The sequence below is a fragment of the Streptomyces sp. NPDC002499 genome (genome assembly GCF_053595415.1).
This window is the reverse complement of sequence record NZ_JBSFXO010000005.1, coordinates 521,792-546,390: the sequence shown is the minus strand read 5'-3', so window position 1 is coordinate 546,390 and position 24,599 is coordinate 521,792. Positions and strand designations below refer to the sequence as shown.

Annotated in this window: 25 protein-coding genes, 1 tRNA gene and 1 pseudogene; 11 read left to right on the top strand and 16 right to left on the bottom strand. The window is 69.4% G+C overall.

What is annotated here, in order from left to right; translation table 11 throughout:
• Window positions 1–160 precede the first annotated feature (160 nt).
• On the top strand, window positions 161–349 hold the full coding sequence (locus ACWD5F_RS16625; protein WP_401715778.1) for a hypothetical protein: 189 nt from the start codon (window positions 161–163) through the stop codon (window positions 347–349).
• Between the two features lie 10 nt (window positions 350–359).
• On the opposite strand, the pseudogene ACWD5F_RS16620 reads toward ACWD5F_RS16625, so the two are convergent.
• Window positions 360–827 (bottom strand): annotated as a pseudogene (locus tag ACWD5F_RS16620) (GNAT family N-acetyltransferase); the annotation flags it as partial.
• A gap of 345 nt (window positions 828–1,172) precedes the next feature.
• A complete protein-coding gene (phoU, locus tag ACWD5F_RS16615; RefSeq protein ID WP_401715786.1) occupies window positions 1,173–1,874 on the bottom strand; it encodes a phosphate signaling complex protein PhoU in 702 nt (233 codons plus the stop codon).
• 232 nt (window positions 1,875–2,106) lie between these two features.
• Here phoU and ACWD5F_RS16610 point away from each other — a divergent pair, with 232 nt between their 5' ends.
• Together ACWD5F_RS16610 and ACWD5F_RS16605 are read left to right on the top strand one after the other, a co-directional pair.
• Window positions 2,107–3,369 (top strand): sensor histidine kinase, encoded by a 1,263-nt coding sequence (locus ACWD5F_RS16610; RefSeq protein WP_451254919.1) that lies wholly within the window; start codon window positions 2,107–2,109, stop codon window positions 3,367–3,369.
• Window positions 3,366–4,046: a response regulator transcription factor gene (locus ACWD5F_RS16605; RefSeq protein WP_015659563.1), complete on the top strand. Its 681-nt coding sequence runs from the start codon at window positions 3,366–3,368 to the stop codon at window positions 4,044–4,046. Before ACWD5F_RS16610 ends, ACWD5F_RS16605 begins: the two co-directional genes overlap by 4 nt.
• A 135-nt stretch (window positions 4,047–4,181) precedes the next feature.
• On the opposite strand, the gene ACWD5F_RS16600 is transcribed toward ACWD5F_RS16605, so the two are convergent.
• Entirely contained in the window at window positions 4,182–4,865 is a 684-nt protein-coding gene (locus ACWD5F_RS16600; RefSeq protein ID WP_401715788.1) for a copper chaperone PCu(A)C, read from the bottom strand.
• A 672-nt stretch (window positions 4,866–5,537) separates the two neighbouring features.
• On the opposite strand from ACWD5F_RS16600, the gene ACWD5F_RS16595 reads away from it, so the two are divergent.
• The 6 genes from ACWD5F_RS16595 to ACWD5F_RS16570 all read left to right on the top strand — a co-directional run bounded on the left by ACWD5F_RS16595 (window position 5,538) and on the right by ACWD5F_RS16570 (window position 11,979).
• The gene (locus ACWD5F_RS16595) at window positions 5,538–6,020 is read left to right on the top strand and encodes a CarD family transcriptional regulator (RefSeq protein ID WP_003953493.1); all 483 of its coding nucleotides are present in this window, start codon (window positions 5,538–5,540) and stop codon (window positions 6,018–6,020) included.
• A gap of 341 nt (window positions 6,021–6,361) precedes the next feature.
• Window positions 6,362–7,114, top strand: coding sequence for a 2-C-methyl-D-erythritol 4-phosphate cytidylyltransferase (gene ispD / locus ACWD5F_RS16590; protein ID WP_280879342.1), 753 nt, complete (start codon window positions 6,362–6,364; stop codon window positions 7,112–7,114).
• Complete coding sequence (gene ispF, locus ACWD5F_RS16585; protein WP_401715791.1) at window positions 7,104–7,610, top strand: 2-C-methyl-D-erythritol 2,4-cyclodiphosphate synthase; 507 nt, start codon at window positions 7,104–7,106, stop codon at window positions 7,608–7,610. Before ispD ends, ispF begins: the two co-directional genes overlap by 11 nt.
• A 95-nt stretch (window positions 7,611–7,705) precedes the next feature.
• Window positions 7,706–9,103 (top strand): cysteine--tRNA ligase, encoded by a 1,398-nt coding sequence (cysS, locus tag ACWD5F_RS16580; protein WP_401715793.1) that lies wholly within the window; start codon window positions 7,706–7,708, stop codon window positions 9,101–9,103.
• 109 nt (window positions 9,104–9,212) lie between these two features.
• Window positions 9,213–10,154, top strand: coding sequence for a 23S rRNA (guanosine(2251)-2'-O)-methyltransferase RlmB (gene rlmB, locus ACWD5F_RS16575; protein WP_401715796.1), 942 nt, complete (start codon window positions 9,213–9,215; stop codon window positions 10,152–10,154).
• A 208-nt stretch (window positions 10,155–10,362) separates the two neighbouring features.
• Complete coding sequence (locus ACWD5F_RS16570) at window positions 10,363–11,979, top strand: DoxX family membrane protein (protein WP_451254915.1); 1,617 nt, start codon at window positions 10,363–10,365, stop codon at window positions 11,977–11,979.
• 143 nt (window positions 11,980–12,122) lie between these two features.
• Here ACWD5F_RS16570 and ACWD5F_RS16565 read toward each other — a convergent pair whose 3' ends face one another.
• The 3 genes from ACWD5F_RS16565 to ACWD5F_RS16555 all read right to left on the bottom strand — a co-directional run bounded on the left by ACWD5F_RS16565 (window position 12,123) and on the right by ACWD5F_RS16555 (window position 14,822).
• Window positions 12,123–12,854 carry a nucleotidyltransferase family protein gene (locus ACWD5F_RS16565; RefSeq protein ID WP_451254913.1) on the bottom strand — a complete coding sequence of 244 codons (732 nt, stop codon included), beginning with the start codon at window positions 12,852–12,854 and terminating at the stop codon, window positions 12,123–12,125.
• Between the two features lie 118 nt (window positions 12,855–12,972).
• Entirely contained in the window at window positions 12,973–13,428 is a 456-nt protein-coding gene (locus ACWD5F_RS16560) for a hypothetical protein (protein ID WP_401715803.1), read from the bottom strand.
• A gap of 257 nt (window positions 13,429–13,685) precedes the next feature.
• Window positions 13,686–14,822 (bottom strand): ABC transporter ATP-binding protein, encoded by a 1,137-nt coding sequence (locus tag ACWD5F_RS16555; protein WP_401715805.1) that lies wholly within the window; start codon window positions 14,820–14,822, stop codon window positions 13,686–13,688.
• Between the two features lie 212 nt (window positions 14,823–15,034).
• Here ACWD5F_RS16555 and ACWD5F_RS16550 point away from each other — a divergent pair.
• Window positions 15,035–15,108 (top strand) — tRNA-Thr (locus ACWD5F_RS16550).
• A gap of 46 nt (window positions 15,109–15,154) precedes the next feature.
• Here ACWD5F_RS16550 and ACWD5F_RS16545 read toward each other — a convergent pair.
• The 5 genes from ACWD5F_RS16545 to ACWD5F_RS16525 all read right to left on the bottom strand — a co-directional run bounded on the left by ACWD5F_RS16545 (window position 15,155) and on the right by ACWD5F_RS16525 (window position 20,354).
• Window positions 15,155–16,564 (bottom strand): tyrosine-type recombinase/integrase, encoded by a 1,410-nt coding sequence (locus ACWD5F_RS16545; protein WP_451254911.1) that lies wholly within the window; start codon window positions 16,562–16,564, stop codon window positions 15,155–15,157.
• A gap of 62 nt (window positions 16,565–16,626) precedes the next feature.
• Entirely contained in the window at window positions 16,627–16,827 is a 201-nt protein-coding gene (locus tag ACWD5F_RS16540) for a helix-turn-helix domain-containing protein (RefSeq protein WP_451254909.1), read from the bottom strand.
• Window positions 16,828–17,299: 472 nt separating this feature from the next.
• On the bottom strand, window positions 17,300–18,772 hold the full coding sequence (locus ACWD5F_RS16535; protein WP_451254907.1) for an ATP-binding protein: 1,473 nt from the start codon (window positions 18,770–18,772) through the stop codon (window positions 17,300–17,302).
• 2 nt (window positions 18,773–18,774) lie between these two features.
• Complete coding sequence (locus ACWD5F_RS16530) at window positions 18,775–19,617, bottom strand: bifunctional DNA primase/polymerase (protein WP_451254905.1); 843 nt, start codon at window positions 19,615–19,617, stop codon at window positions 18,775–18,777.
• Window positions 19,614–20,354, bottom strand: coding sequence for a DNA methylase (locus ACWD5F_RS16525; RefSeq protein WP_451254903.1), 741 nt, complete (start codon window positions 20,352–20,354; stop codon window positions 19,614–19,616). Before ACWD5F_RS16525 ends, ACWD5F_RS16530 begins: the two co-directional genes overlap by 4 nt.
• Window positions 20,355–20,524: 170 nt before the next feature.
• On the opposite strand from ACWD5F_RS16525, the gene ACWD5F_RS16520 reads away from it, so the two are divergent.
• Window positions 20,525–20,986, top strand: a complete 462-nt coding sequence (locus tag ACWD5F_RS16520; protein WP_451254901.1) for a hypothetical protein — start codon at window positions 20,525–20,527, stop codon at window positions 20,984–20,986.
• A 1-nt stretch (window position 20,987) separates the two neighbouring features.
• On the opposite strand, the gene ACWD5F_RS16515 is transcribed toward ACWD5F_RS16520, so the two are convergent.
• From ACWD5F_RS16515 to ACWD5F_RS16495, 5 genes are all read right to left on the bottom strand, one after another.
• Window positions 20,988–21,458, bottom strand: a complete 471-nt coding sequence (locus ACWD5F_RS16515) for a hypothetical protein (RefSeq protein ID WP_451254899.1) — start codon at window positions 21,456–21,458, stop codon at window positions 20,988–20,990.
• A 14-nt stretch (window positions 21,459–21,472) separates the two neighbouring features.
• Complete coding sequence (locus ACWD5F_RS16510; RefSeq protein ID WP_451254897.1) at window positions 21,473–21,667, bottom strand: hypothetical protein; 195 nt, start codon at window positions 21,665–21,667, stop codon at window positions 21,473–21,475.
• A 14-nt stretch (window positions 21,668–21,681) separates the two neighbouring features.
• Window positions 21,682–21,936, bottom strand: a complete 255-nt coding sequence (locus ACWD5F_RS16505; RefSeq protein WP_451254895.1) for a hypothetical protein — start codon at window positions 21,934–21,936, stop codon at window positions 21,682–21,684.
• 20 nt (window positions 21,937–21,956) lie between these two features.
• Window positions 21,957–22,211, bottom strand: coding sequence for a hypothetical protein (locus tag ACWD5F_RS16500; RefSeq protein ID WP_401719104.1), 255 nt, complete (start codon window positions 22,209–22,211; stop codon window positions 21,957–21,959).
• A 140-nt stretch (window positions 22,212–22,351) separates the two neighbouring features.
• Entirely contained in the window at window positions 22,352–24,580 is a 2,229-nt protein-coding gene (locus tag ACWD5F_RS16495) for a cell division protein FtsK (protein WP_451254893.1), read from the bottom strand.
• Window positions 24,581–24,599: the final 19 nt, after the last annotated feature.

The following is a 24,599-nucleotide window of genomic DNA, read 5'->3' as shown; positions in this document are numbered from 1 at the left end:
GGATCCGATGGGTTCAACGATGCCGTCGGCCGCCCTCCGGAACCATGGCGTGACCTACCGGATCGAGGGTGTAGGTGGCTGCACCCCAGAGGGCCTGCTCGCCCCCCTTCCCCTTCACTGTGGTCGCTCGGGATGATCGAATCCAGCGGGGAGGGGGACTGTGAGCAGGAGACGTTACGTCGCCCGTGGCGTGCCCGGTGGCTACCGGATCTGGGACAACCGAGGGCGCCGATGGTGGGGCGACCTCTACGAGTTGTGCCCCGACGACCTGCTGACCGAGCTCAACGGACAGGCGGACCAGGCGCGGATCGTCGAGCTGATGAAGCGGTACCGGGCGCGGAAGCGGTAGGGGTGGCAGCAGCCCGGTCCAGTACGAGCATGACGTGCTCGTCGTCGCCGTGCCGCACTGTTCCGGTGCGTTGGAAACCGAGCTTCCGCAACAGCCGTACTGACCCTGTGTTTTCGATGAAGGGGTCGGCGTGGAGGGGGCGTGCCTCTTCCCGTTGGAGGAAGAGCGTCAATGCCTTGGTGCCCGTTCCCCGGCCCCAGTGCTGTCGGCCGAGCCAGTAGCCGATGAAGCGCCGGTCCCCTTCCCACCAGGCCACGACGTGGCCCGCCGGCTCGCCGGCCACGGTGACCGTCTGTACGAAGACGGTGTCGTCCGCCAGGATCTTCGTGGCCCAGTGGGTCATGAATCTCTCCCGCTCGCGCGGCGTGAACCTCGATCGCCGGAGCGCCTCTGTGTCGTGCTCCTGCGCGAGGAAGACCTCCAGATCGTCCTCCTCGACATCCCTCAGCCGTACGTCCGGCCGCACGTCTTCGCCCATACGCCGAGTCTGGCACCCGGCACTGACACTCCCCATGACGAAGGGCCCCGGCGATCTCACCGGGGCCCTTCCTCGTCGTACGTTCTCAGCCGCACTGGCAGGGATTGCCTGACTGGCATCCGCAGCCGCAGCCCGAGCCGCAGCCGCATGCGCCGAAGAGCGGGAGGCTCTTGATCTCGGCGGGGCGGTCCGTCTCGCGCTCCTGCGTCGGGTCGGGTGTGCTGGGGGCTTCGGCCATGGGTCCTCCTGGAGGCTCGTGCCTTTGCCCATTGCATGCCCGTTCCGCTGGGCGCATCAACGGCGCACGGGGGCGCCCCCTCCCGGACGCCCCACCCGCCGCGAGGCCTACGCCTCCTCGACCGCCGTCGCCGGCTGGATGTCCGGCTGGATGTCGGGCTGGAGGTCGTCCGCGTGTTCGCCGGTGACCAGGAAGACGACGCGCTTGGCGACGGCCACCGCGTGGTCGGCGAAGCGCTCGTAGTAGCGGCCGAGGAGGGTGACGTCGACCGCCGTCTCGATGCCGTGCTTCCAGCGGTCGTCCAGGAGGTGCTGGAAGAGCGTGCGGTGCAGCAGGTCCATCTCGTCGTCGTCCGACTCCAGCTGGAGCGCGAGGTCGACGTCCTTGGTGATGATGACCTCGGCCGCCTTCGCCATCAGACGCTGCGCGAGCTGGCCCATCTCCAGGATGGTCGCGTGCAGGTCGTGCGGGATGGCGCGGTCCGGGAAACGCAGCCGGGCGAGCTTCGCCACGTGCTGGGCGAGGTCGCCCGAGCGCTCCAGGTCGGCGGACATCCGCAGCGACGTCACGACGATACGAAGGTCGGTCGCCACCGGCTGCTGGCGGGCCAGCAGGGCTATCGCCTTGGCCTCCAGGTCGTGCTGGAGCTCGTCGACCTTCTTGTCGCCCTCGATGACGCTCTCGGCCAGCTTCAGGTCGGAGTCGAGTATGGCGGTCGTGGCGCGCCCGATCGCCGAACCGACCAGCCGGGCCATCTCCACCAGACCGTCGCCGATCGAATCAAGTTCCTCGTGGTACGCGTCCCGCATCAGGGTTCCCTCTCGTACGTATTCTTCGGGGCTGCCGGGGCAGGGGCCCGTGCGCCAGGTTTCCGAAAACCGGCGCTTCGCACCCACGCTCCCACGATCTGGCTTGTACGCGTCCGTTTCCGCCCTCTCAAATGAATCACCCCTAGCTCCTAGGTGAACTCTGGGCGACGAGTGTTCGAGGTCGCACCTCGATGGCTGTGGGGATGTCGTACCGCATGCCTAACCTGGGTGCATGGACGTGAACGCGGCGGTCGCCGCAGCGGCAGCGATCGCCGGGGTGCTCACCGGCGTCATCGCCATGCTGGCGTTCCGCTGGAGCGAGCGGGAGCAGAAACGCCCCACTCGCACCTCTCTGCACACGGACCCGGTGCTTCCGCCGGGCGTGGACACCGTCCTGTCCGTGCTCCGCTCCTCGGCCGTCGTCCTGGACGAGGCCGACGCCGTCGTCAAGGCCAGCTCCGCGGCGTACGCCCTGGGACTGGTGCGCGGGGGCAGGCTCTCGGTCGAGCCGATGCTGCAGATGGCGCGGGACACCAGGAGAGACGGAGAGATACGGCAGGTCGAGCTCGACCTGCCCAGACGGGGCACCGGGCGGGGGGAGGCGCTCGCCGTCTCCGCGCGCGTGGCACCCCTCGGGTCGCGGCTGGTACTGCTGCTCGTCGAGGACCTCACCGAGGCCCGACGGATAGAGGCGGTACGCCGCGACTTCGTCGCGAATGTCAGCCATGAGCTGAAGACGCCCGTCGGCGCGCTCTCCCTCCTGTCCGAGGCCGTCATGGACGCCTCCGACGATCCGGAGGCCGTGGAGCGCTTCGCCGGGCGCATGCAGATCGAGGCGACCCGGCTGACCAACCTGGTCCAGGAGCTCATCGACCTCTCCCGGGTGCAGAACGACGACCCGCTGGAGGACGCCGAGCCGGTCCGGGTCGACGAACTGGTCGCCGAGGCCATCGACCGCTGCCGGCACGCGGCCGGCACCAAGCAGATCACCATGGCCGGCGGCGGCACCGCCGACCTGCACGTCTACGGGAACCGGGGCCAGCTCGCCGCCGCCCTCGGCAACCTCGTGGAGAACGCCGTGAACTACTCCCCGGCCCGCACCCGGGTGGGCATAGCCGCCCGCCGGGTCACCGCGCCCGGCGGCGACCACATCGAAGTGGCCGTCACCGACCAGGGAATCGGCATCACCGACAAGGACAAGGAGCGCATCTTCGAGCGCTTCTACCGGGTCGACCCGGCCCGCTCCCGTGCCACCGGCGGCACGGGTCTGGGCCTGGCGATCGTCAAGCACGTGGCCGCCTCGCACGGCGGGGAGGTCACGGTGTGGAGTTCTGAGGGACAGGGCTCCACGTTCACCCTGCGGCTGCCGGAGGCGGGGGCTGCCCGCGACCGCGCACAGCAGCACCCGGACCTCGACGACGAGGCCGGTCAGCCAGACTCACACCCAGAGTCATCCCCGTATGAACCGCTTCCCGCCCCGGAGGTCCTTCCGTGACCCGAGTGCTCGTCGTCGAGGACGAGGAGTCCTTCTCCGACGCCCTGTCGTACATGCTCCGCAAGGAGGGCTTCGAGGTCGCCGTCGCGACCACCGGGCCCGACGGACTCGACGAGTTCGAGCGCAATGGCGCCGACCTCGTCCTCCTCGACCTGATGCTGCCGGGCCTGCCCGGCACGGAGGTCTGCCGCCAGCTGCGCGGTCGCTCCAACGTCCCGGTGATCATGGTCACCGCCAAGGACAGCGAGATCGACAAGGTCGTCGGCCTGGAAATAGGAGCCGATGACTACGTCACCAAGCCCTTCTCGTCCCGTGAACTGGTCGCCCGTATCCGGGCCGTCCTGCGCCGCCGCGGCGAGCCCGAAGAGGTCACCCCGGCCGCCCTCGAGGCCGGTCCGGTCCGCATGGACGTGGATCGTCACGTGGTCACCGTCTCCGGCTCCAAGGTCGATCTGCCTCTCAAGGAGTTCGACCTCCTGGAGATGCTGCTGCGCAACGCGGGCCGAGTCCTGACCCGTATGCAGCTCATCGACCGGGTCTGGGGCGCCGACTACGTCGGCGACACCAAGACCCTCGACGTCCACGTCAAGCGCCTCCGCGCCAAGATCGAGCCGGACCCGGGCGCGCCCAGGTACCTCGTGACGGTGCGTGGTCTCGGCTACAAGTTCGAGCCGTAGACCGACAGCTGTAAGCCGAGGGCCGACGGTCGGCAGCCGACCGCTGTCAGCCGTTTGGCCCAAGGCGTACGCCGTAAAGAGCGAAGGGCGGGTCCTCCCGGAGGAGGCCCGCCCTTCGGCATTCGTACGGACGGCTCAGTTGCCGGAGGCCGTCGCGCTGGCCGAGGCCGCGTCCGTCGGCGTGCCGCCCTCGGGCGTGGTCGCCGTCGCGCTCGCGGAGTCGGTCGGCGTGGCCGACGTGTCGTCGCCCGGCTTCGAGGTGGCCGAGTCCGTGGCCGTGGGCGTGGAACCGGGGGCCGAGGGGATCTCGGTCGGGCCCCACTTGCTGAAGTAGCTCTCGGCGGGCAGGACGAAGGCGCGCAGGCTCACGTCGCCGGTCGTGCTGAAGGTGAAGGTGACCTTCTGCGCGTTGCCGTCCTGCACGGACTCGCGGCTGCTGGCCAGGACCGCGGAGGCGTTGCCCTTGCCGCCGAGCACGATGTGGCCGCCGGCCGGGACCGTCAGCGGGCCGTTGCCCTTGGCCGGCTTGAGCTCGGCGGTCTTGCCGGAGCCGGGGAGGGTGATCGAGTCCAGGGTCTGGGCGGTGCGGCCGTTGTTGAACAGGGTCGCGGAGATCACGGCGGGCCCGGTCGACTCGAGGTCGGGCTGGGTGATGACGACGGCGTTCTGGACCTTGATGTCGCCCACCGTCGTCGCCGCGTTGTCCGGCTTGACCTCCAGGGTCTGGGCGTCGTTGCCGGCGGCGCACGCGGCGAGCGAGGCGATCGAGAACGCGATGGCGGTGGCGGCGAGTGCGCCCCGTCGAAGGCTGCTGCTCACGGCGGCGGCAACTCCTTGACTCGAACGTGGCGGCCCATAAAGCCGCCCTAAGTGTCTGTCAGCGGGCTTAGGTTACCGAGCCGTTCCCGCACTGCCGCACCCGACCCTCCCCCGCGGAGCGTCGGCGTCCCCCGGCAGGGGGTAGCCCGCACGTTCGTCCGGCATTCACATAAGCCGTTCCCGCGTTACGCCGGATACGCCAGAGCACGGCGCGCAAATTTTCCGTGAAGGAATAGACGGCGTACCCGGAATTGATCACGTGAAGGATCTGGAGCGGCGCAACAACCCGTCGATCAACCCACCGTGAACCCACCCGTGAACCCACGCATGAACCCGCCATCAACCGACCGCACAGTCCGACCGTGATCAATTCCGGAATCGACGCGGAAGCGTCTCCCGCGCACCGAACGGAGTAGCGGAAGTCGCACACGTGGAACCGGACATATGGGGACGTTAGTCCACTTGGCGGGGGCTCCGGATGTGTGTAACGTGCGCGTTTCTCCTCGCCGGGAGAGCCGCTCCGACCTGCGAATACCTTCTTCCGCTCGGCCTCCGCAGCACGTTCCTGTTGCAGTTGTCAAGCCCCGAGATATGCCCTGACCTGCGAAAACGCCATTCAGAACCCGCCGTTTCCGTGTTACCCTGGATAGCCACGGAAGGGGTACCTGTCACATGACGTTCAAGGTTGGCGACACCGTGGTCTATCCCCATCACGGGGCCGCGCTGATCGAGGCTATCGAAACTCGCCAGATCAAAGGCGTGGACAAGACCTACTTGGTGCTGAAGGTCGCCCAGGGTGACCTGACGGTACGTGTGCCAGCGGACAATGCGGAGTTCGTCGGCGTACGTGATGTGGTCGGTCAGGACGGGCTGGACCGGGTCTTCGAGGTGCTGCGCGCGCCGTATGCCGAGGAGCCCACGAACTGGTCCCGTCGTTACAAGGCAAATCTCGAGAAGCTCGCCTCCGGCGATGTCATCAAGGTCGCGGAAGTCGTACGTGACCTGTGGCGTCGTGAGCGTGAGCGCGGACTGTCCGCGGGTGAGAAGCGGATGCTCGCCAAGGCCCGCCAGATCCTGGTGAGCGAACTCGCCCTCGCGGAGAACACGAACGAGGACAAGGCCGAGGCCCTGCTCGACGAGGTCCTCGCGTCCTGAACCGACTGTTCTGAACTGACATAGGCGCAGGCCGACTTCAGCACTCAGTACACAGCGGTCAGTACATCGAAATGCCGCGGTGCCCGATGACGTATTAACTGTCGCCGGGCGCTGCGGCATGTTCATGCCCGAGCGCCTTCGCATACGACTTCCGCGACTTCTTCCACGGCTTTCGTACGCCTGCGTACGTCCCACTCGGGGAGGTTCCCCCGATACTTGGCGTGCCGGGCCCGGGCAGCTGGCTCGACCGGGGTCACGGAAGGGTCCGGTCAGGGCCGTCGCGCCCGGCACTCCCCAGGCCATACCCACGTAGGCCGAGCACACAAACCTGACAGGAACCGATGTCTGACGATTCGTGCACTTCGCCCGCGGGAGCCCGGACGGCTGCCGTGATTCCGGCCGCCGGCCGGGGCGTACGCCTTGGTCCGGGCGCCCCCAAGGCGCTCCGTGCGCTGGGCGGAACCCCCATGCTCATCCACGCGGTGCGCGCGATGGCCGCGTCCCGCGCCGTCTCCCTGGTCGTCGTCGTGGCCCCGCCGGACGGCTCGCCCGAGGTCAAGTCGCTCCTCGACGCGCACGCGCTGCCCGACCGGACCGACTTCCTCGTCGTTCCGGGCGGCGAGAGCCGCCAGGAGTCGGTCAAGCTCGGCCTCGACGCGCTGCCGCCCGACTACGACATCGTGCTGGTGCACGACGCTGCCCGGCCGCTGGTCCCCGTGGACACGGTGGACGCGGTCATCGAGGCGGTACGGGCCGGGGCGCCGGCCGTCGTGCCCGCGCTGCCGCTGGCCGACACCGTCAAGGAGGTCGAGCCGGCCGGCACACCCGGCGAGCCGGAGCCGGTCGTCGCCACCCCGGTGCGGGCCCGCCTGCGCGCGGTGCAGACGCCCCAGGGTTTCGACCGGGCCACGCTGATCCGCGCCCACGAGACGGTCACCGAGGACGTCACTGACGACGCGAGCATGGTCGAGAAGCTCGGCAAGACCGTCCTGCTGGTGCCCGGGCACGAGGAGGCCTTCAAGGTGACCCGTCCGCTGGACCTGGTCCTCGCGGAGGCGGTTCTGGCCCGCAGGAGGCTCAACGATGGCTTCTGAGACCACCCCTCTGCCGTACGTGCTGCCCCAGGTCGGCATCGGTACCGACATCCACGCCTTCGAGGAGGGCCGCGAGCTGTGGTGCGCGGGCCTGAAATGGGAGGGCGAGGGGCCGGGCCTGGCCGGTCACTCCGACGCGGACGTCGTCGCGCACGCCGCGTGCAACGCGCTCTTCTCCGCCGCCGGCCTCGGAGACCTGGGACAGCACTTCGGCACCGGCCGCCCCGAGTGGTCCGGCGCCTCCGGCGTCACGCTGCTGACGGAGGCCGCCCGCATCGTCCGCGAGGCCGGCTTCCACGTCGGGAACATCGCCGTCCAGGTCGTAGGACCGCGTCCGAAGATCGGCAAGCGGCGCGACGAGGCCCAGAAGCTGCTGTCGGAGGCGGCCGGAGCGCCGGTCTCCGTGTCGGGGGCGACGACGGACGGGCTCGGTTTCCCGGGGCGCGAGGAGGGGCTGATGGCGGTGGCCACCGCCTTGGTGGTGCGCACCGGCTGAGTGTCGATCACCGGCGCCGGCCGGGTCGCTCGTGGGCGCGCGCGATGTTACAAGTCCGGTGCAACGCATCGCCTCCGGCCCACTACCCTGGAGTCGTGACTATTCGCCTGTACGACACCGGTGCCCGGCAGATTCGCGACTTCGTCCCGCTCACCCAGGGCTGTGTCTCGATCTACCTGTGTGGCGCCACCGTGCAGGCCGCCCCTCACATCGGGCACATCCGTTCGGGCCTCAACTTCGACATCATGCGCCGCTGGTTCGACTACCGCGGCTACGAGGTGACGTTCGTCAGGAACGTGACGGACATCGACGACAAGATCATCACGAAGGCGGCCGAGCAGGGCCGCCCGTGGTGGTCCATCGGCTACGAGAACGAGCGCGCGTTCAACGACGGCTACTCCGCCCTCGGCTGCCTGCCGCCCACCTACGAGCCGCGCGCCACCGGGCACGTGACCGAGATGGTCGAGATGATGCAGGGCCTGATCGAGCGCGGTCACGCCTACGAGGTGGACGGCAGCGTCTACTTCGATGTGCGCTCCTTCCCGGGCTACCTCCAGCTGTCCCGGCAGGAGCTCGACAACCTGCTCCAGCCCTCCGCCGAGGGCGAGACCGGCAAGCGCGACTCCCGCGACTTCGCCATGTGGAAGGCCGCGAAACCGGGCGAGCCGACCTGGGCGACCCCGTGGGGCCGCGGCCGGCCCGGCTGGCACCTGGAGTGCTCGGCCATGGCGCACAAGTACCTGGGCCCCGCCTTCGACATCCACGGCGGCGGCCTCGACCTGATCTTCCCGCACCACGAGAACGAGATCGCCCAGGCCAAGGGCTACGGCGACGACTTCGCGCAGTACTGGGTGCACAACGCCTGGGTGACCATGGCCGGCGACAAGATGTCCAAGTCGCTGGGCAACAGCGTCCTGGTCAGCGAGATGGTCAAGGCCTGGCGCCCCATCGTGCTGCGCTACTACCTGGGCACCCCGCACTACCGCTCGATGATCGAGTACAGCGAGGAGTCGCTGCGCGAGGCCGAGTCGGCGTTCGCGCGGATCGAGGGCTTCATGCAGCGCGTCGTGGAGAAGGCCGGCTCCGTCGAGCCGTCCGCCGAGGTGCCGCCCGCGTTCGCCGAGGCGATGGACGACGACCTGGGCGTCCCGCAGGCCCTCGCCGTCGTGCACACCACCGTCCGGCAGGGCAACAGCGCGCTGGCCGCCGACGACAAGGAAGCCGCTGTGGCCCGCCTCGCCGAGGTGCGCGCCATGCTCGGCGTCCTCGGCCTCGACCCGTTCGACCCGCACTGGGCCGGCGAGAGCGACCGCGGCGAGGACCTGCACGGGGTGGTCGACAGCCTCGTACGACTCGTGCTGGATCAGCGGGAGGCGGCGCGGGCCCGTAAGGACTGGGGCACCGCGGACGCCATCCGGGATCAGCTCGCGCAGTCCGGGCTGGCCATCGAGGACGGGCCGCAGGGCCCTCGTTGGAGCCTCGGCCCGCGCTGACGCGGCACCCGACCTCCCGACCGATCTCTTGATCGATTGTGCCGTCCGGGCCACCGGGCGGCACAATCCATATACGTACGTCCGCACGCTTCATACAGACAGGTAGGTCATGGCCACTAACAACCGCCGCATGTCCGGCAAGAAGGGCGCGCAGGTCGGCAGCGGTGGCCAGCGGCGCAAGGGTCTCGAGGGCAAGGGCCCGACCCCGCCCGCCGAGGCACGCAAGGGCCACAAGAAGAACCGCGTCGCCAACGCCAAGGCGAAGCAGGCCGTACGCCGTCCCACGGCGCGCGGCCGCGGCGGCCGGTCCACCTCCGAACTGGTCGTCGGCCGCAACCCGGTCGTCGAGGCGCTGCGCGAGGGCGTGCCCGCGTCCATGCTCTACGTCCAGCAGTTCATCGACAACGACGAGCGCGTGCGCGAGGCCCTCCAGCTCGCCGCCGAGCGCGGCGGGATCAACCTCATGGAGGCCCCCCGCCCCGAGCTCGACCGCATGACCAACGGCCTCAACCACCAGGGCCTGGTCCTCCAGGTCCCGCCGTACGAGTACGCGCACCCCGAGGAACTGGCGAACACCGCCTACGACGCCGGTGAGGACCCGCTGATCGTCGCCCTCGACGGCGTCACCGACCCGCGCAACCTGGGTGCCGTCGTCCGCTCGGTCTCCGCGTTCGCCGGCCACGGCGTCGTCGTACCGGAGCGGCGCGCGGCCGGGATGACGGCCGGCGCCTGGAAGACGTCCGCCGGCGCCGCCGCCCGTACGCCCGTCGCCCGTGCCACCAACCTCACCCGCGCCCTCGAGGCGTACAAGAAGCAGGGCATCGCGATCGTCGGTCTCGCCGCCGACGGCGAGCACGAGATCGGTGAACTGGCCGCCCTGGGCGGTCCGGTGGTCATCGTGGTCGGCAGCGAGGGCAAGGGCCTGTCCCGACTGGTCGGCGAGACCTGCGACTACCGCGTCCGCATCCCGATGCCGGGCGGCGCCGAGTCGCTCAACGCCGGTGTGGCGGCGGGGATCGTCCTCTACGAGGCGGCGCGCCGCAGGGTCTGACGGCGGGCGGTCCGCCGGTTCCGAGCGGGCGGGCCGCAGGGCCTGAACAGGCGGGCCGCAGGGCCTGAACAGGCGGGCCGCAGGGCCTGAACAGGCGTGCCCCTCCTCACCCTTGCGGGTCAATCCGGGCGAGGAGGGCAACCTTGACGGAGTCCGGACAGATCCGCCCCAGTCAAAGCAGTGTCCTAAACACACGTCACTCGGTTAGATGAGTGTGGACACCAGAACACCCCGCACACCCACGGGGGACGGCCCGTCGGGATTCGACGACGCTCCCGCGCTGAGCATGGTGAAGGTGCCGAGCGATCCGGCGCAGGTCATCGTCAATCATGCGAGCTTCCGCGTGCAGTTGGGCGCCTCGACCCGAGGTCCCCAATCGCCGCGGATCGCACGGCACTTGGGCCCCGCCGACGACAACAACCGGATCCCCGCCGCAGGTCGCGCGCCGCGCCGCCGTCCCGTCGTGTGGAGCGGCAGCGCCGCCCCCGACGACACCGGCGCCCACCGCCTGCTCCAGGCCGTGCGCAGCGGCAGCGTCGGCCATCCGGACGAGTCCTCGGGCGACGCCGGGGCCACCCAGGTCATCCCCCGCGTGGACGTAGGCGGTTACGACGACGTCTACGACTCGCTCGACCAGACCGTCGAGACCCCGATCGTCGGCGCCCAGCGCAGTCGCGAGGACACCGGCGGCACCCGCCTGTTGCCCGACATGCGGCCCGTCGGCAGCGCCTACGACGAGGAACCCGCCTACGGGGACGAGGAGTTCGAGGACTTCGAGGACGGCACCGGCGAGGGCCGCCCGGCCCGGCGCGGTGTGGACCCGGCGCGGCACGCCTACTACCCCGGCCGCCGCATGAACCTGGGCGTCGTCCTCCTGCCCCTGCGCATCTTCCTCGGCTTCATCTCCATCTACGCCGGCATGGGCAAGCTGTGCGACCCCGTCTACTTCGACGGCGGCAAGCGCGGCTCCATGGTCAAGTGGCTCAACACCCTGCACCCGTGGGAAGTCGCCGAGCCACTGCGCCAGTTCGCCCTCCACCACCCGGTCGGCTCCGGCCTCGTCATCGCCTTCGCGCAGGTCGTCGTCGGCGTCCTGACGGTGCTGGGCTGCTGGCAGCGGGTCGCCGCCGTCTTCGGCGCGCTGCTGTCGGCCGCGCTCATCGTCACCGTCAGCTGGAAGACCGTCCCCGCCTACGACGCCCCCGACATCATCTACCTCGCCGCCTGGTCCCCGCTGATCATCGCGGGCGCCCCCGTCTACTCCGTGGACGGCCGCCTCGCGGGCAGTGCCTGGCGCCGCCTCGGACCCCGCGCCGACATCTGGGAGCTGCGCCAGTACGTGCTGCGCCGCGGCATCCTCGTCACCGCGATCGTCACCGGCCTCACCCTGCTGCTCGGCTCCCTGCTGGGCGGCGCGGTCCGCGACGCCGACCGCGTGGTCGTCCCCGGCCCCGGCGAGGCCCCGCGCAACGAACTGCCCGGCTCCCCGCTCCCGGAGAAGCCCGGCAAGAAGCACAGCGAGTCGCCGAAGGCCTCGACGACTCCCAGCCAGGCCGCCACCACCGGCGCCACGCCGTCCGGCAAGGCGACCACCCCGGGCGCGACCCGAGGCACCACCACCGGTGGCGGCGCCCCGAGCCAGACCCAGGGCACCGGCGGCCAGGCCCCGCCCCAGCAGTCCTCGCCCGCCGGAGGCGGCGCCCCGAGCACCAGCTCAGGACCCACCTCCGGCGGCACCAGCGGCGGCACCGGCTCGACAGGCGGCACCGGCACCGGGGGCACCTCCTCCGGCCAACCGGGCCTGGTGGGCGGCCTGTTGGGGTAGCCGAGCCGGTGGGCAAGATCCTGGGCACGCCCGCCGGCTGAACGATCGCCCGCAGAACGGAAAACGAGGGGTCCCGCACCAAGTCTCAGGTGCGGGACCCCTTTTTGCCTTCTTGGCTTTTGACTCGTGGCCGGCGTGGTCTCTCAGCGCCCCAGAGCGGCCAGCTCCTTCGCTGCCTCCGTCAGGTCCTTCGCCGTGTCGATGGCCCGCCAGTACGCCCCGTGCGGGATCGGGAACCCGGCCAGTCGTCGCTCCCGCGCGAGACCCGGGAACGTCGTCCGCTCGTGATCCCCCCGCTCCGGCAACAGCTCCGAGAACCCGGGCGCGAAGACGTACACACCCGCATTGATCTCGTACGTCGTCGGCGGGGCCTCGATGAAGTCCGTGATGTGCCCGAAGCCGTCCGTCTTCACGGCTCCCCAGGGGATGCGGGGCCGGGCCAGGGCGAGGGTCGCGACGGCGTCGCGCTCGGCGTGGAAGTCCGCCATGTCCCGCAGGGAGAAGCGGGTCCAGATGTCGCCGTTGGTGGCGTACCAGGGCCGGTCGGGGTGGGGGAGATGCGCGGCCGCGTACTTCAGGCCGCCGCCCCGGCCCAGCGGCTCGGTCTCTATGACCGTCTTGACGTTCACCGGCAGGTCCGCGGTGGCCAGCCACTTCTCCAGGACGTCGGCGAGATGGCCGCAGCTGACGACGACGTCCGTCACGCCCTCCTCGGCCAGCCAGGACAGCTGATGGCCGATGATCGGAGTCCCCGTGCCGGGGATCTCGACCATCGGCTTGGGCCGGTCGTCGGTGTACGGACGCAGCCGGGAACCCTGGCCACCGGCCAGGACGACGGCTTGAACAGGGCGTACGGCGGCGTTCGGATCGGTCATGACTCGAACTGTACGACGCGCCCGGCGGGCGGCCGGAGTCGGCAACCGATCCGTGATGAGCCGTAGCCCTCCTCCGCACCTGACCGGTCCGGAGGAGGGCCGGGAACCCTCGTGTGCCTCAGCTGTGGACCGCGGCGACCCCCGAGGCGAAGGACGTGTCGCAGACGGGGCGGGCGTACGACTGCGCCTTGGAGGGCCCGTACACGCGCACCGCGGCCTTGCCGAGGGCGCGCGCGATGGACACGCAGTGCTCGGCGAGCGAGGGGCGCTCGGTGACCGCCTGCTGGAGGTGCGTGAGGACCTCGCCCGGGTTCTCCTCCTGGAGCTCGGCGAGGAGTTGGTCGCGCAGTACGTCCTGGGGGGCGCGGTGGACCGCCGCGGCGCCCTTGGCGTCGTCGATCGCGTCGGAGGCGGTGAGCACCGAGGACGAGGAGTTCCCCGACCAGTTGACTCGGGTGACCGCGAGGGTCCCGGAGAGCACCAGGACGACGGGCAGGACAAGGGCGAGCGTGCGGCCGATCCGGCGGGCGGGGCCCCGGCCGCGTCGCGTCTGTTGGTTAGTGGAGTGCTTCACGCTCGTGAGGGTAGCGCCCGGTGATGATTTGGCGACATTTAGTCACCGGTTCGGGGGATGAAGTGGTGCCTCTTTTTGGGTAACGGGTTGACGGGGCTGCTCGAAACGTCCGGAGTGCCGGGGTATCCGCGATGCGGGGGCCGGGGTATCCGGGAGACGGGGGCGGGGTCTCCGGGACACGGGGCCGGGTTGTCCGGGACACGGAGAGGGGCCCTCGCGGTGCGCCCGCGAGGGCCCCTCTCCGTATCGCTGTCGGGTCAGTCGGTGAGGCGCTCGCCCGTGGAGGTCGAGAACACGTGGGTCTCGCCCGGACGCGGGACCACGTGCAGCGTGGTGCCCTTCTCCGGGACGCGACGGCCCTCGACGCGGACAACGAGGTCCTTGGTCTCGCCGCCGACCTCGGCGCTGCCGTAGACGTAACCGTCGGCGCCGAGCTCCTCGACGACGTTCACGGAGACCGCGAGACCGGCCGGGGCGTCCTCGGAGTGCTTCGTCAGGGACGAGGCGGCCTCGCCGCCTTCCTCGACGATGTCGAAGTGCTCCGGACGGACGCCGACGGTCACCGTCTTGTCGCCCTTGTCGGTGGCGGCCTTCAGGGCGTCACGGTTGACCGGGACGACGCTGTTGCCGAACTTCACACCGCCGTCGGTGATCGGGACCTCGACCAGGTTCATGGCCGGGGAGCCGATGAAGCCGGCGACGAAGAGGTTGGCGGGGCGGTCGTACATGTTGCGCGGGGAGTCGACCTGCTGGAGCAGCCCGTCCTTGAGGACGGCCACGCGGTCGCCCATCGTCATGGCCTCGACCTGGTCGTGGGTGACGTAGACGGTGGTGATGCCGAGGCGGCGCTGCAGCGAGGCGATCTGCGTACGGGTGGAGACGCGGAGCTTGGCGTCCAGGTTGGACAGCGGCTCGTCCATGAGGAAGACCTGGGGCTCACGCACGATGGCGCGGCCCATCGCGACACGCTGGCGCTGACCACCGGACAGGGCCTTCGGCTTGCGGTCCAGGTAGTCGGTGAGGTCGAGGATCTTCGCGGCCTCTTCGACCTTCTTGCGGATGTCCGCCTTGTTCACGCCGGCGATCTTGAGGGCGAAGCCCATGTTGTCGGCGACGCTCATGTGCGGGTACAGTGCGTAGTTCTGGAACACCATGGCGATGTCCCGGTCCTTGGGCGGCAGGTGCGTGACGTCGCGCTCACCGATGCGGATGGCGCCGGCGTTCACATCCTCGAGCCCCGCGAGCATGCGGAGCGAGGTGGACTTGCCGCAGCCGGACGGACCGACGAGGACGAGGAACTCGCCGTCCCCGACCTCGATCTCCAGTCCATCGACGGCGGGCTTCTCGGTGCCCGGGTAGATCCGGGTCGCCTTGTCGAACGAGACAGTGGCCATGGTGAAGGCCCCCTTCTACCGGCAGGAACGTGCCGGACGATCCGTTGTAGGAAGGTGGTGTAGTCCACAAGAGCGGACTGAATCTGGACGGTACCTGGCGTTCGCCTGGCTGTCAGTACCTGTGGGCATGTGAACTTCGCGGAAATTTTCGACAGGGCGGTCCTGTGAGCTGGGTACACTGCACGGGCACGTACGCCTGTGGGCGCGTGCAGGCCTCCTTAGCTCAGATGGCCAGAGCAACGCACTTGTAATGCGTAGGTCGTCGGTTCGAATCCGACAGGGGGCTCTCCTGCAAGCCCAGCTCTGACAGCGTCCGAGCTGGGCTTTTGCGTTCAGCGGATGCGGCGGCGGCGTTGAGCGCGTGCCGCGCGGCGGTCGGCGGTCTCAGTTCTGGTCTCAGTCGGGGGTTCCGGGGCGGGTTCCGGCAGTGGGTCCGGGCCAGGCATGAAGGTGTCTCCCATGCGGCGCATGGCGTCCTTCGAGAGGTGCGATCTGCCCTTCACGTATCTGCGAGTCTGGGTGATCTGGGTGTGCCGGAGAATCTCCATGATCGTGGGCATGTCGACCCCGAGTTCGTTGAGGATCGTGCCGGCGGTGTGGCGGCTTCCGTCGTACAGGCGACGGTCGGCGATGCCGGACTCCTCAAGGAGTTCCTTGAATTCTTCCCAGTCGTCGTGAGGGTCGATAGGGCTCCCGTCCGGGCGGGAGAAGACGACGTTGTGTTCCTGCCACGCGTCGCCGGCCGCTTCCTTCATGGCCTCCTGGTCCTTCTTGTGCTCGCGCAGGTAGGGAATGAAGGGCGGGGGGATTGGGACGGGTTCTGTGCTCTTTTTCGTTTTGGGGCGGGTGAAGACCAGGCCGCCGCCTTTCCGTTCGGGGCAGGTGCTCGCGTGTTTGGTGCAGTCCGGCGGGCAGGGCTTAGGGCATCCGCGCTTGTAGTTCTCGTGCCGCGCGCACTCCGGCGGGCAGGGCTCGAAGCGGTGAAGGCGTTCGCCGCATGCGTGCGGGTTCTTGCAGCCGTGGCGCCAAGTGAGCCGCTGTAGTTGCCACTTGGGGTGGAAGAGCCCGTTGTCGAGGTCGACGTAGGGCCAGCGGAATCCCAGGGTTTCCCCGGGGCGAAAGCCCGTACCGACGCCGACGACCCAGCGCATGAAGGTGGGGCGTTCGGCGGCGGCTTTCAGGAACGCTTTGGCTTCCTCGATCGTGAACGGGTTCGCCTCGGTCTCGTCGACCGTGGGCGGGTCGACGAGGGTGGCGACGTTTTCGGCGATGATCCGGCGGCGGTGGGCGATTTTGAGGGCGCGGGAGAGGATGCGGTGCACCTTGAGTACGTGGGAGGGCGCGTGTCCGGCGTCGAGCATCTTCCGGTACATCCGCTCAAGGTGTTCGGGCTGGAGCTTGTCGAGGCGGTGCTTGCCGACGCCGGGGACGATGTCGTTGCGGGTCTTGGACCAGTAGTCGTCCAGGGAGCGGGGCTTGAGTTTCAGGCTCGCGATGTCGGTGAGGTAGGTGGTCATCCACTGTTCTACGGTCGGCTTGCGGCCGGCCTTGGGGGCGCGTCCCTTGTCGCGGAGGTTCTCCAACTCGCGGACCTTGCGGCGCACTTCGGGTTCGGTCTTTGCCCTGCGGTGGCGGCGGTCGGGGCTTCCGTCGTCCTTGACGCCCATGGTGACGCGGCCGTGCCACCAACCGTCGTTGCCCTCGTATACGGATGACTCCATGTTCGGGTTGCGGGGGCTCATGTGCTCCTCCATGCAGGAGGCGGCCCCGGACGTTGGCCCGGGGCCGCCTCGGTGGGGGTTGGTCAGTGGGGCATGGGTTCGAGGCTGTTCACGTAGGCCTCAAGGTCGGTGCGGCGTATGCGGCGGGAGCGGCCTCGTTTGACGTACTTCAAGGCCCCCTCGGCCATCAGCTCGTAGACGGTTGAGCGGCCGAAACGGAGGACCGTGGCGGCTTCCTTGGGGGTGTAGAGCAATTGGTCGGCGGGCGCGAGGACGGTACTCATCGGGGTGTATCTCCTCGGGGTCTCAGGAATGTGCTGCGTCCGGGGTAGGGGCCTGCTTCACGGCCCGTGTCTGTCCGAGGTGCGGATTTCTGCGTCACAGCGTCACCTGCGTCATTCAGGCTTCTGACCTGCCGGTTTGGGTGACGCAGAGCGTTGGGGATGCGTCACCGGTGACGCAGACTGTCCGTCACGCGTGACGCGGGTGACGCGGCGTGACGCAGGCAGCGGCCGTCTGCGTCACGCCCGTCTTCGCAGGTCACCTGCCGTCTTCGGGGGTCCTGTGACGCAGGTGACGCAGCGTTCCCCTACTTAGGAAAAAGAGGGGGTTCTGTTGGTGGTGCGGCGCGGCTCAGGGCGTGAAAGAGGAGCCGCTTCGCGGCGCGTCTCGCGCAGGGCGGCGCCGCCGCCGAACAGCAAGAGGAGCACGCGTGGGCCTGGGTGCTCCTCTTGCTTGTGTGGTCCGGGGCGCCGGTCAGAACGCTTGTTGCTCGTGCGGGAGCGTGGCCGACGAGCGGGTCATTTCGATGTAGCGGCCTTCTCGGGTGCGGCCCGAGTCGATGAGGACGCGTCGGGCGGCCAGGGTCGGCTGAAGACGCTTGAGGCGGTCGGAGAGGACCTTGCCGGTGGTCGGCCAGCCCTTGGGCAGGGGACGGAAGTCGTCCCCGGCGTAGACGTGGCTGAGGCAGTGCAGCCACTCCGTGGACGTCATCCGCTGCGCCGTACCAGCCTCCATGCTCGCCGCGTGCTGCAACACCGTCTGCGCCAACAGGTCACCCTCGATGACGTCGTCGTTGAGGTCGTCCAGACTGGCCCGGTAGGCGGTGAGCGCTCCGAGGCCGGTGGCCGCGTCGAGTTGTGCGCACAGGTGCGCGAAGTCCGCCATCCGCAGGTCGGTTGGGGTTTCCACCTCCACGGCGCGGACTTTGACCGTGAGGTCCAGGAGCGAGCCGAGAACGACGGGCAAAACCTCTGCGTAGTCCGCCCACAACTCCGCCTCGGTCCGCCGGACGCGAGGTCGCTCCAACCGCAGAGGCAGGAGCCGTTCTGCGAGGTCGGGCCGGATGACACCGACGTCGATACCCGTCAGTAGCAACGGCCGGCGGTAGCCGACGCGGAACACATCCCCGTCGGTGAACAGGGCCCGCTTGACGCTCTCGGCACCGGTGACGATGCAGCACATCGCGTCGGACAGATCCGGCGTCATGTGCGAGAGATTGTCCAGCGCGGTCACCCAACCCGCCGCCACGGCCGCGATCAGGTTCTCCTCATCCTTCGGAGCCCGACGCAGATCGCCGCTCATCCCTTCGATGATCCGCACGAGCATCCGGCCCCCGGTGGACTTGCCCGCGCCCTGCGGGCCGGTGAGGAACGGGGCGGGCACGGGCACGGAGGGACCGAGGCAGCCGATCAGCCACGCGATGGCCAGGCATTCGGTCTCGGCGGTGGCGAAGTTGCAGAGCCTGAGCAGGAGGTCGATGCCCTTGCCGTTGGTGTCCTTGGCGGGCAGGGGGAGCTCCCCGGTGAGCTGGGTGCGTCGCCAGCACACCTCGCGCGGGTCGGGGGTGAGGATGTCCCAACCCGATGGGTGGATGCGGACGGACTGCCCGTCATCGCGGCCCAGGTCCAGCCACGTTGCCCCGTCGAATCCGGGAGCCACGCGGATGTTCACGGCGTGCGTGTCCTCGTACAGCGCGAGCGCTTCGATCAAGTCCAACGCCTCCTTGAGTGCTGTCCCGTTGAACACGCCGACCCCGTCCCTGAACAGGCCAACCATGAGTTCTTGACGGTGGCTGCCGGTGGTGCCCTGGGAGCGGATCGGGCGGGCGACGGGGTGGCCGTTGCGCTGCGCATACACGGTCCCGTCGGCGGTGCGGAAGTAGCGGAAGTGGGATTGGGCGTAGTCGGTGATGACCTTGCGGGCCGGGTCCTTCTCGTCCTCGGACATGGTCACAGTCCCAACGTGGTGCGGGCGTTGGTCCACGCGTCGGTGCAGTGCCGGACCGATTCGCCCTTGGCTTGTGCCGCGGTGAACAGCCGGCCGACGTCCGTGTCGGTGAGGCAGCCGCACCGCCCGTGCGTGGATAACACCGCGAGGAACGTTCGGTAGACGGTGGCGTGCACCGCCTCGCGGGCGTCGGTGATGCGCTGCACCGCCATGGCGATCCCACCGTCCAGATAAACGGAGGTGCGGTGAGGGCATGCACTGTTTTGCCCCGTTAGGGGCACTGTGGGCGCCCATGGCGCCCCGCGGGGGGTGGACGGCTCCTTTACTGCCAGGGTGCGCACAACGTCCGGGAGAGCGGCCGTGACGCCGGTACCCGGACTGAGCCAACGGGCGTACGCCATAAGGGACTTGATGTCCACGCCGGGCCGGACCGCGTTCACGGACTGCATGACGCCCCGGTAGATCCAGTGCTCGCCCCGCGTCGTCGGCACGGTCCGCGTGGCGGGCAGGCTCGCCCGCGCCCACGTGATGGCTTCCGCGTGGTCGAGGTCGACCACGGTCAGCCCGGCGCCGCCGGGGTGGTATCCGACCGCTGCCGCCTGCCGCCACGCGGTGGCCCACTGGCGGGAGTTGAGAACGCTCGGGTCGGTGGTGGCGGCGGCCCACGCGTGGCACGGGTACGGGCAGGCGCACGGGCCCGGGGTCTTCATGTTCGGCCGGCCACCACACGCGTTCCTCGCGCACCTGCGGCAGTTGCCGAACGGAACCTTCCCCACCCGCAACGGCAGCGGCGGAACCCCGCGCGCGGCGAGCGTCAGCGCGGTGTCCAGCCGGACGGCGGTCATGCGGCCACCCCCAGAGCGGGGGCGAGGGTGGCGAGGTAGGCGCGGCCGATCCACTCCGTGTACGCGGGCGGGAGCGCCTCCCGCAGGCGGAGGTGATCGGTGGACCAGTCGATCCGCTTGGCCGCGCGGATCTCCTCCACGGTGGCTTTGCCGCCGCCCTCCCCGTACGCGGCGACGTACGGCCCCTCGCGGTACTCGCCGTGGCGCCAACCGCGCACGTAGCCACGGTGCTTGGGGTGCGCCGGCTGCACGGTGGTCCAGCGGCCGAGTTCGAAGTAGCGGTGCATGAGCACGGCGAGCCCGAACTGTTCGCCGCACAGGCGGATGTCCTTGCGGACCTCCGAGCCGGCCACGTTCTCCATCGCGTACGGCCTGCCCGTCGCCTCAAGGGCCGCCCGGGTGGGGGCGATGAGGCGGGGGTAGGTGCGGCCGATCGCCGCGTTCCGTGCGGCGTTGGTGCCCTTGGTGGGGGCGCCCTCGCCCTGGCACGGCGGGGATGCGTGGATGAAGTGGAATTCGTGGCCGTGGGCGCGGATGTACTCGATCGCGTCGCCCTGGTGGAAGGCGTCGCCCCGGTAGTCGGGTTGGGCTTGGATGTCGACGCCGGTGATGTGGACGCGGGGGCCGAACGCGCGCCGGTAGCCGGTGGTGGCGCCGCCGATGCAGGAGTAGGCGTCCAGCACTCGGAAGGGTTCGGGCAGGGCGAGTAGTCGCCCGATGTCGGTGGGTTGAGTCATGCTGGATGTCTCCAGTTCCTTGGTAGGTGACTGGCTGGACAAGGGCGGCCCCGTGATCTTTGGCGAGATGAGGGGGGCCGCCCTTGACGTCGTTGGACGTCGGTGGGTGATTCGTTACTCGATCACTAGCCCTGGGTAGTGCCTCGGTACTTTCGACCTGGGGGACCGAAGTGGGTGACCTGTTCGGGGTGATCGCGTCTGTCGGTGTTGTGGCCTCTTTGCTGGTTTCCGCTTGGCAGACTCGGGAGCTCACGCGACAGACAGCGATCAACAACGGAATTGCCGGGGCGACGGCGAGATACAACGGGCTCGAACGACTGCACTACGTGGAGACGTTCATTGCGGCAGACCCTGAGCTGCACGCGTACTTCTACGGCGGTGTCGACCTTCCGGCGGACGGCGTCGAACGGTGGCGCGTCGTCAATCTCTTGCGCATGCTCGCCGACACGGTGGACTACGGCCTCATGGTCAACGAGCTCAATCCCGAGATCCGGAGCTCCGACGGGTGGAGGCACTACGCCCTTTTGCTGCGCGCGTCGTCTCCGGCCTTCGTGCAGGTGGTGAACGAGCATCCGGAGTGGTGGGTGGAACTGTCTGCGCACTGGGCAGCGCACCCCGATGCTAGGGGCTAGCTCACCCGTGGAAGTGGTTGCGCTTGAAGGTCGCCTTGCGGATGTTGACCGTGGTCCCGCCCTGGTGGCCGCGCGTGCTGAACACCTGCACGGCGATCCAGCCACCGAAGATCACGGCGGCGAGGGTGATGAGCTGGGCGATCAGGGCGGTCAGGGCCGTGATGAACGTGGTGAGCAGGAGGAGTCCGCCGCACACGGCGAGGAACCCGACACCCCCGAGCGCGACGTTCACGGCCGCGCGGGAGACGGCCGGCTTGACCGTGGTAACCGGGTCCGGCTGCATGGGCGTGAGCGCGTAACCGGTGACGACGCGTCCGTCGGGCAGAACGATGCTCGCCACTGACGGGATGGTGCCCGGCTGGATCGGGATGAGCGGCGCGGTGTGCGCGGGGGTGATCGGGGTGGGGTGGTGGACTTCGACGCCCGCACTCTGGTGTCCGGCCGAACGGCGGTACGTGGTGGGCTTGTTCACGTCTGTCTCCCCTTCTAGTGGCCGGTGCCGGCGAGGGCGTCGGTGACGGCGGTGACGAGTTGGTTGACGGTGTCGGCCGCGCCGGTGCCGGCGAGGTAGAAGCCGAAGAGCGCGACGACGACGGCCGCGCCGAACCCGACGGCCTTGAAGCGCAGCAACAGCGCGGCCACCACGGCGAGCAGCAGCACGATCGGGATGGTGAGGACCATGCGGTTCTCCTGGGTCAGCGGTGGGTGCAGGTGGGGTAGGCGGACTGGTGGAAGCAGCGTTCGTAGTCGTGGCGGGTGACGCGAAAGGTCTCGCGGTGACCGTCAGGAGCGGTCACGGTGAGGCGGTAGCGCCAGCCGTCGGACTTGAAGTAGGCGGCGCTCCGGTCGGTCACGGTGCCGTCCGGGCCAGGGCCGTACTGCGGGCCGCACGCGGTCAGCACCGCGGCGAGCGCCGCGGCCGCGAGCGCAGCGGGAGCGAAGGTGCGCATGGCGGGGTTCCTCCCGGGGCTCAGTTGGTGGTGCCGGCGCGGTAGATGCGGGCCCAGCGGTTGTAGAGCCAGCGGCCGGCGCGTATGCGCTTGCCGTGGCCCTTGCAGCGGCGGCAGTCCTTGCCGCGCTTCTGGCGTCCCTTGCGGTCGGTTTTGATCGCGAAGCCGAAGCCGCGGCACTTGCGGCAGGTGCCGTACGGGCTGCCCGCACACACCCCGACGTAACCGAGAGTGACGGCGAGCAGGCAGGTGCTAGCAAGGAGCAGGGAGGTCATGGGGTGCCTTCCAGGCGGGGTTTCCGGCGTTCTCGCAGGTCGGGTGCTAGTTGCGAGGTTGCTGATCAGAGCAGGTATGGGGTGCTAGAGGGGCTGCTAGGTCTAGCAGCGCAGGGTGCTAGACCTAGCAGCGGTGCGCGTCAGTCTCCGGACCGCTTTCCGTCACGTTGAGTGATTGCGGTGGTGAGGTCGGCGCGGGCGATGCCGCGGCGGGTGGTGCCCTTGCCCTTGTCGGTGGTGCCCCACACGTCCTGTGCCGTGATGCCGTGCGGACGCAGGTTGGTGGTCACCGTTTCGGCCTTCCAGCCGCCGTAGACCTCCGGGCGCAACGCGGCCAGGCGGGCGGCGACCTTCTCGTTCCACACCTTGTCCTCATCGGCCGCAACCACCTTGAGGATGTCGGCGAGCAGGTCGTAGGCGGCCTCGCCGCTGTCGGGGATCTCGCCGATGGCGTGGCCGGTGATGTTGCCGTAGGCCTCGCGCATCTTGCGGGCGCGGACGACGACGTGTTCGGCGCCGACCGCGTCCACGAACGCGGACGCGACGATGCGCGGGTCATCGCCCTCACCGGACATCCAGCAGATCCCGCGGTCGGAGCGGGAGAACATCGTCGCCCGGTAGCCGGCCTTGTAGGCGCCGGTGCCGAGGACCATGTCGTTGGCGGTGTGGCCCATGACCTTGAGGCAGAACCGCAGTACCGCGTTGGCGGAGATGCCCGGGGGCAGGGACTTGGCGTCGGGGCGTTGGGTGCCGAACAGGGCCACGATGCCCAGCGCGGGACCGCGTTTGCCCAGGTCGGTGCAGATCTCTTCGATCTCGCCGCCGTACTTCTCGTGCTCGAAGGGGACTTGGCACTCATCGAACCCCGCCACGATCGGGTGCAACCCGAGCGCCTTGTCGTTCGCCAACTCCGGCGTCACCTTCGACTCGGGGCAGCGGGTGCGGGGCAGGGCCTTGATGACCTTCGCGCGGCGGCGCAACTCCGCCCGCAGCTCCCGCAGGGCTTGGAGGACGTAGAGGATGTCTTCGTCCTCATCGCCGGCGCGGTAGCGGTGGCAGACCGGCTCCAGGGCGCCGAAGTCGCCGGTGCCCTTGAAGTCGAACGCGTACAGCACCGCGCGCGGGTCCAGCGCGGCAATCAGCAGGAACAGCCGCATCAGGAACGTCTTGCCCATGCGCGGGATGGACCCGACCACGACCGAGGCGAACATCAGCGTGACGGCCACGTCGCGCATGCGCTGGTCGTTGCCGAACACGACCGGCTTGAACAGGTCCACGGTGCCCGACTTCAGCAGCGGCCATGCGGGTTTGGTGGTCTCGTTCATGGGCTTGTCGCCCACCCACAGGATCAGCCGGCCCTCGTGCTCGTCCGGGTCGGGCGCCGGCCACACGCAGCCGACTTTGCGGCGCAGTCCGGACGCCATCGCCTTGCGGGACTCCATGATGTCCTCCGGGGTCACACCCCAGGGAAGGTCGAGGTCGGCGCGGTAGCCGGGTCCGTCCCGGGTGATCTCGGAGGTGAAGCGCATGCCGTTCATGTCGCCGCCCTTCTTGATGGCGGCGCACAGCTTCGGGTTGCCGATGTTGTCCAGCGCCCGTAGCACGATCGGACCGGTCAGCTTCTGAATCTCCGTCTTCAACACGGCCGGCCCGATCACGGGATGGTCCTGCGGGGCACCCCAGAACCCGCAGACCAGAACCGCGGCGCAGGCCAGCACGCCCAGCCAGGCTGGTGCCATGACGTACAGGGTCAGCGCGAACACGCTGCCGAAGACGAGCGCCACGGTGGTCACCAGCACCCGCAGCCTCACCCGTCCGTCGCGCTGACGCGAGAGCTTCAGGTACTCGGCCGTGTTCTCCCGCCGCACCTCGTACGCGCGCAGCGGGGCGCCCTCCGCGTCCCACACCCACCGGTTGGTGTCCCGCACGAAACGGGCCGCGCCGCGCGGCGAGTTGAGGGTGAGCTGCATCGCGTACCAAGGGGTGCGGATGCCGTGGAAGGCGGTGGCGTAGAACGCGTTACCGGTTGCCCGCTGCGCGGTCGAGACGAACCCCGGCTTCGAGGTCAGCCACGTCGGCAGGATCGGCCGACGCTTGTACGTCGTGATCCCGGGCGCGGGGAGGTCGGGCCGGTCGACCGGTCGGGCAATCGAGTCGGGCGACTCCTCATCGTCCAAGTCGGCCGACTGGTTGCCCGACTCGGTCGGGCGGGAGTCGGGCAACCGGTCGGCCGTCGGGGCGGTCGACTGCTCGCGGGCGGATCGGGCCTTGTCGAGGTCGACCACATCCGCACCGGAGTCGGCGCCAGAAGCATCGGCCAACTCCGCTTCGAGCCGGTTGAACAGTTCATTGTCGTCGGGCTGGTTCACTGAGGGAGTTCCTTCCAAG

What these genes read in the sequence shown, in the direction of transcription:
- phoU (WP_401715786.1), bottom strand. Translation starts at nt 1,874, where the DNA reads ATGCGGGACGCGTACCACGAGGAACTTGATTCGATCGGCGACGGTCTG.
- ACWD5F_RS16610 (WP_451254919.1), top strand. Translation starts at nt 2,107, where the DNA reads ATGGACGTGAACGCGGCGGTCGCCGCAGCGGCAGCGATCGCCGGGGTG.
- ACWD5F_RS16595 (WP_003953493.1), top strand. Translation starts at nt 5,538, where the DNA reads ATGACGTTCAAGGTTGGCGACACCGTGGTCTATCCCCATCACGGGGCC.
- ispD (WP_280879342.1), top strand. Translation starts at nt 6,362, where the DNA reads ATGTCTGACGATTCGTGCACTTCGCCCGCGGGAGCCCGGACGGCTGCC.
- ispF (WP_401715791.1), top strand. Translation starts at nt 7,104, where the DNA reads ATGGCTTCTGAGACCACCCCTCTGCCGTACGTGCTGCCCCAGGTCGGC.
- rlmB (WP_401715796.1), top strand. Translation starts at nt 9,213, where the DNA reads ATGGCCACTAACAACCGCCGCATGTCCGGCAAGAAGGGCGCGCAGGTC.
- ACWD5F_RS16570 (WP_451254915.1), top strand. Translation starts at nt 10,363, where the DNA reads ATGAGTGTGGACACCAGAACACCCCGCACACCCACGGGGGACGGCCCG.
- ACWD5F_RS16565 (WP_451254913.1), bottom strand. Translation starts at nt 12,854, where the DNA reads ATGACCGATCCGAACGCCGCCGTACGCCCTGTTCAAGCCGTCGTCCTG.
- ACWD5F_RS16555 (WP_401715805.1), bottom strand. Translation starts at nt 14,822, where the DNA reads ATGGCCACTGTCTCGTTCGACAAGGCGACCCGGATCTACCCGGGCACC.
- ACWD5F_RS16545 (WP_451254911.1), bottom strand. Translation starts at nt 16,564, where the DNA reads ATGAGCCCCCGCAACCCGAACATGGAGTCATCCGTATACGAGGGCAAC.
- ACWD5F_RS16540 (WP_451254909.1), bottom strand. Translation starts at nt 16,827, where the DNA reads ATGAGTACCGTCCTCGCGCCCGCCGACCAATTGCTCTACACCCCCAAG.
- ACWD5F_RS16535 (WP_451254907.1), bottom strand. Translation starts at nt 18,772, where the DNA reads ATGTCCGAGGACGAGAAGGACCCGGCCCGCAAGGTCATCACCGACTAC.
- ACWD5F_RS16530 (WP_451254905.1), bottom strand. Translation starts at nt 19,617, where the DNA reads ATGACCGCCGTCCGGCTGGACACCGCGCTGACGCTCGCCGCGCGCGGG.
- ACWD5F_RS16525 (WP_451254903.1), bottom strand. Translation starts at nt 20,354, where the DNA reads ATGACTCAACCCACCGACATCGGGCGACTACTCGCCCTGCCCGAACCC.
- ACWD5F_RS16510 (WP_451254897.1), bottom strand. Translation starts at nt 21,667, where the DNA reads ATGGTCCTCACCATCCCGATCGTGCTGCTGCTCGCCGTGGTGGCCGCG.
- ACWD5F_RS16505 (WP_451254895.1), bottom strand. Translation starts at nt 21,936, where the DNA reads ATGCGCACCTTCGCTCCCGCTGCGCTCGCGGCCGCGGCGCTCGCCGCG.
- ACWD5F_RS16500 (WP_401719104.1), bottom strand. Translation starts at nt 22,211, where the DNA reads ATGACCTCCCTGCTCCTTGCTAGCACCTGCCTGCTCGCCGTCACTCTC.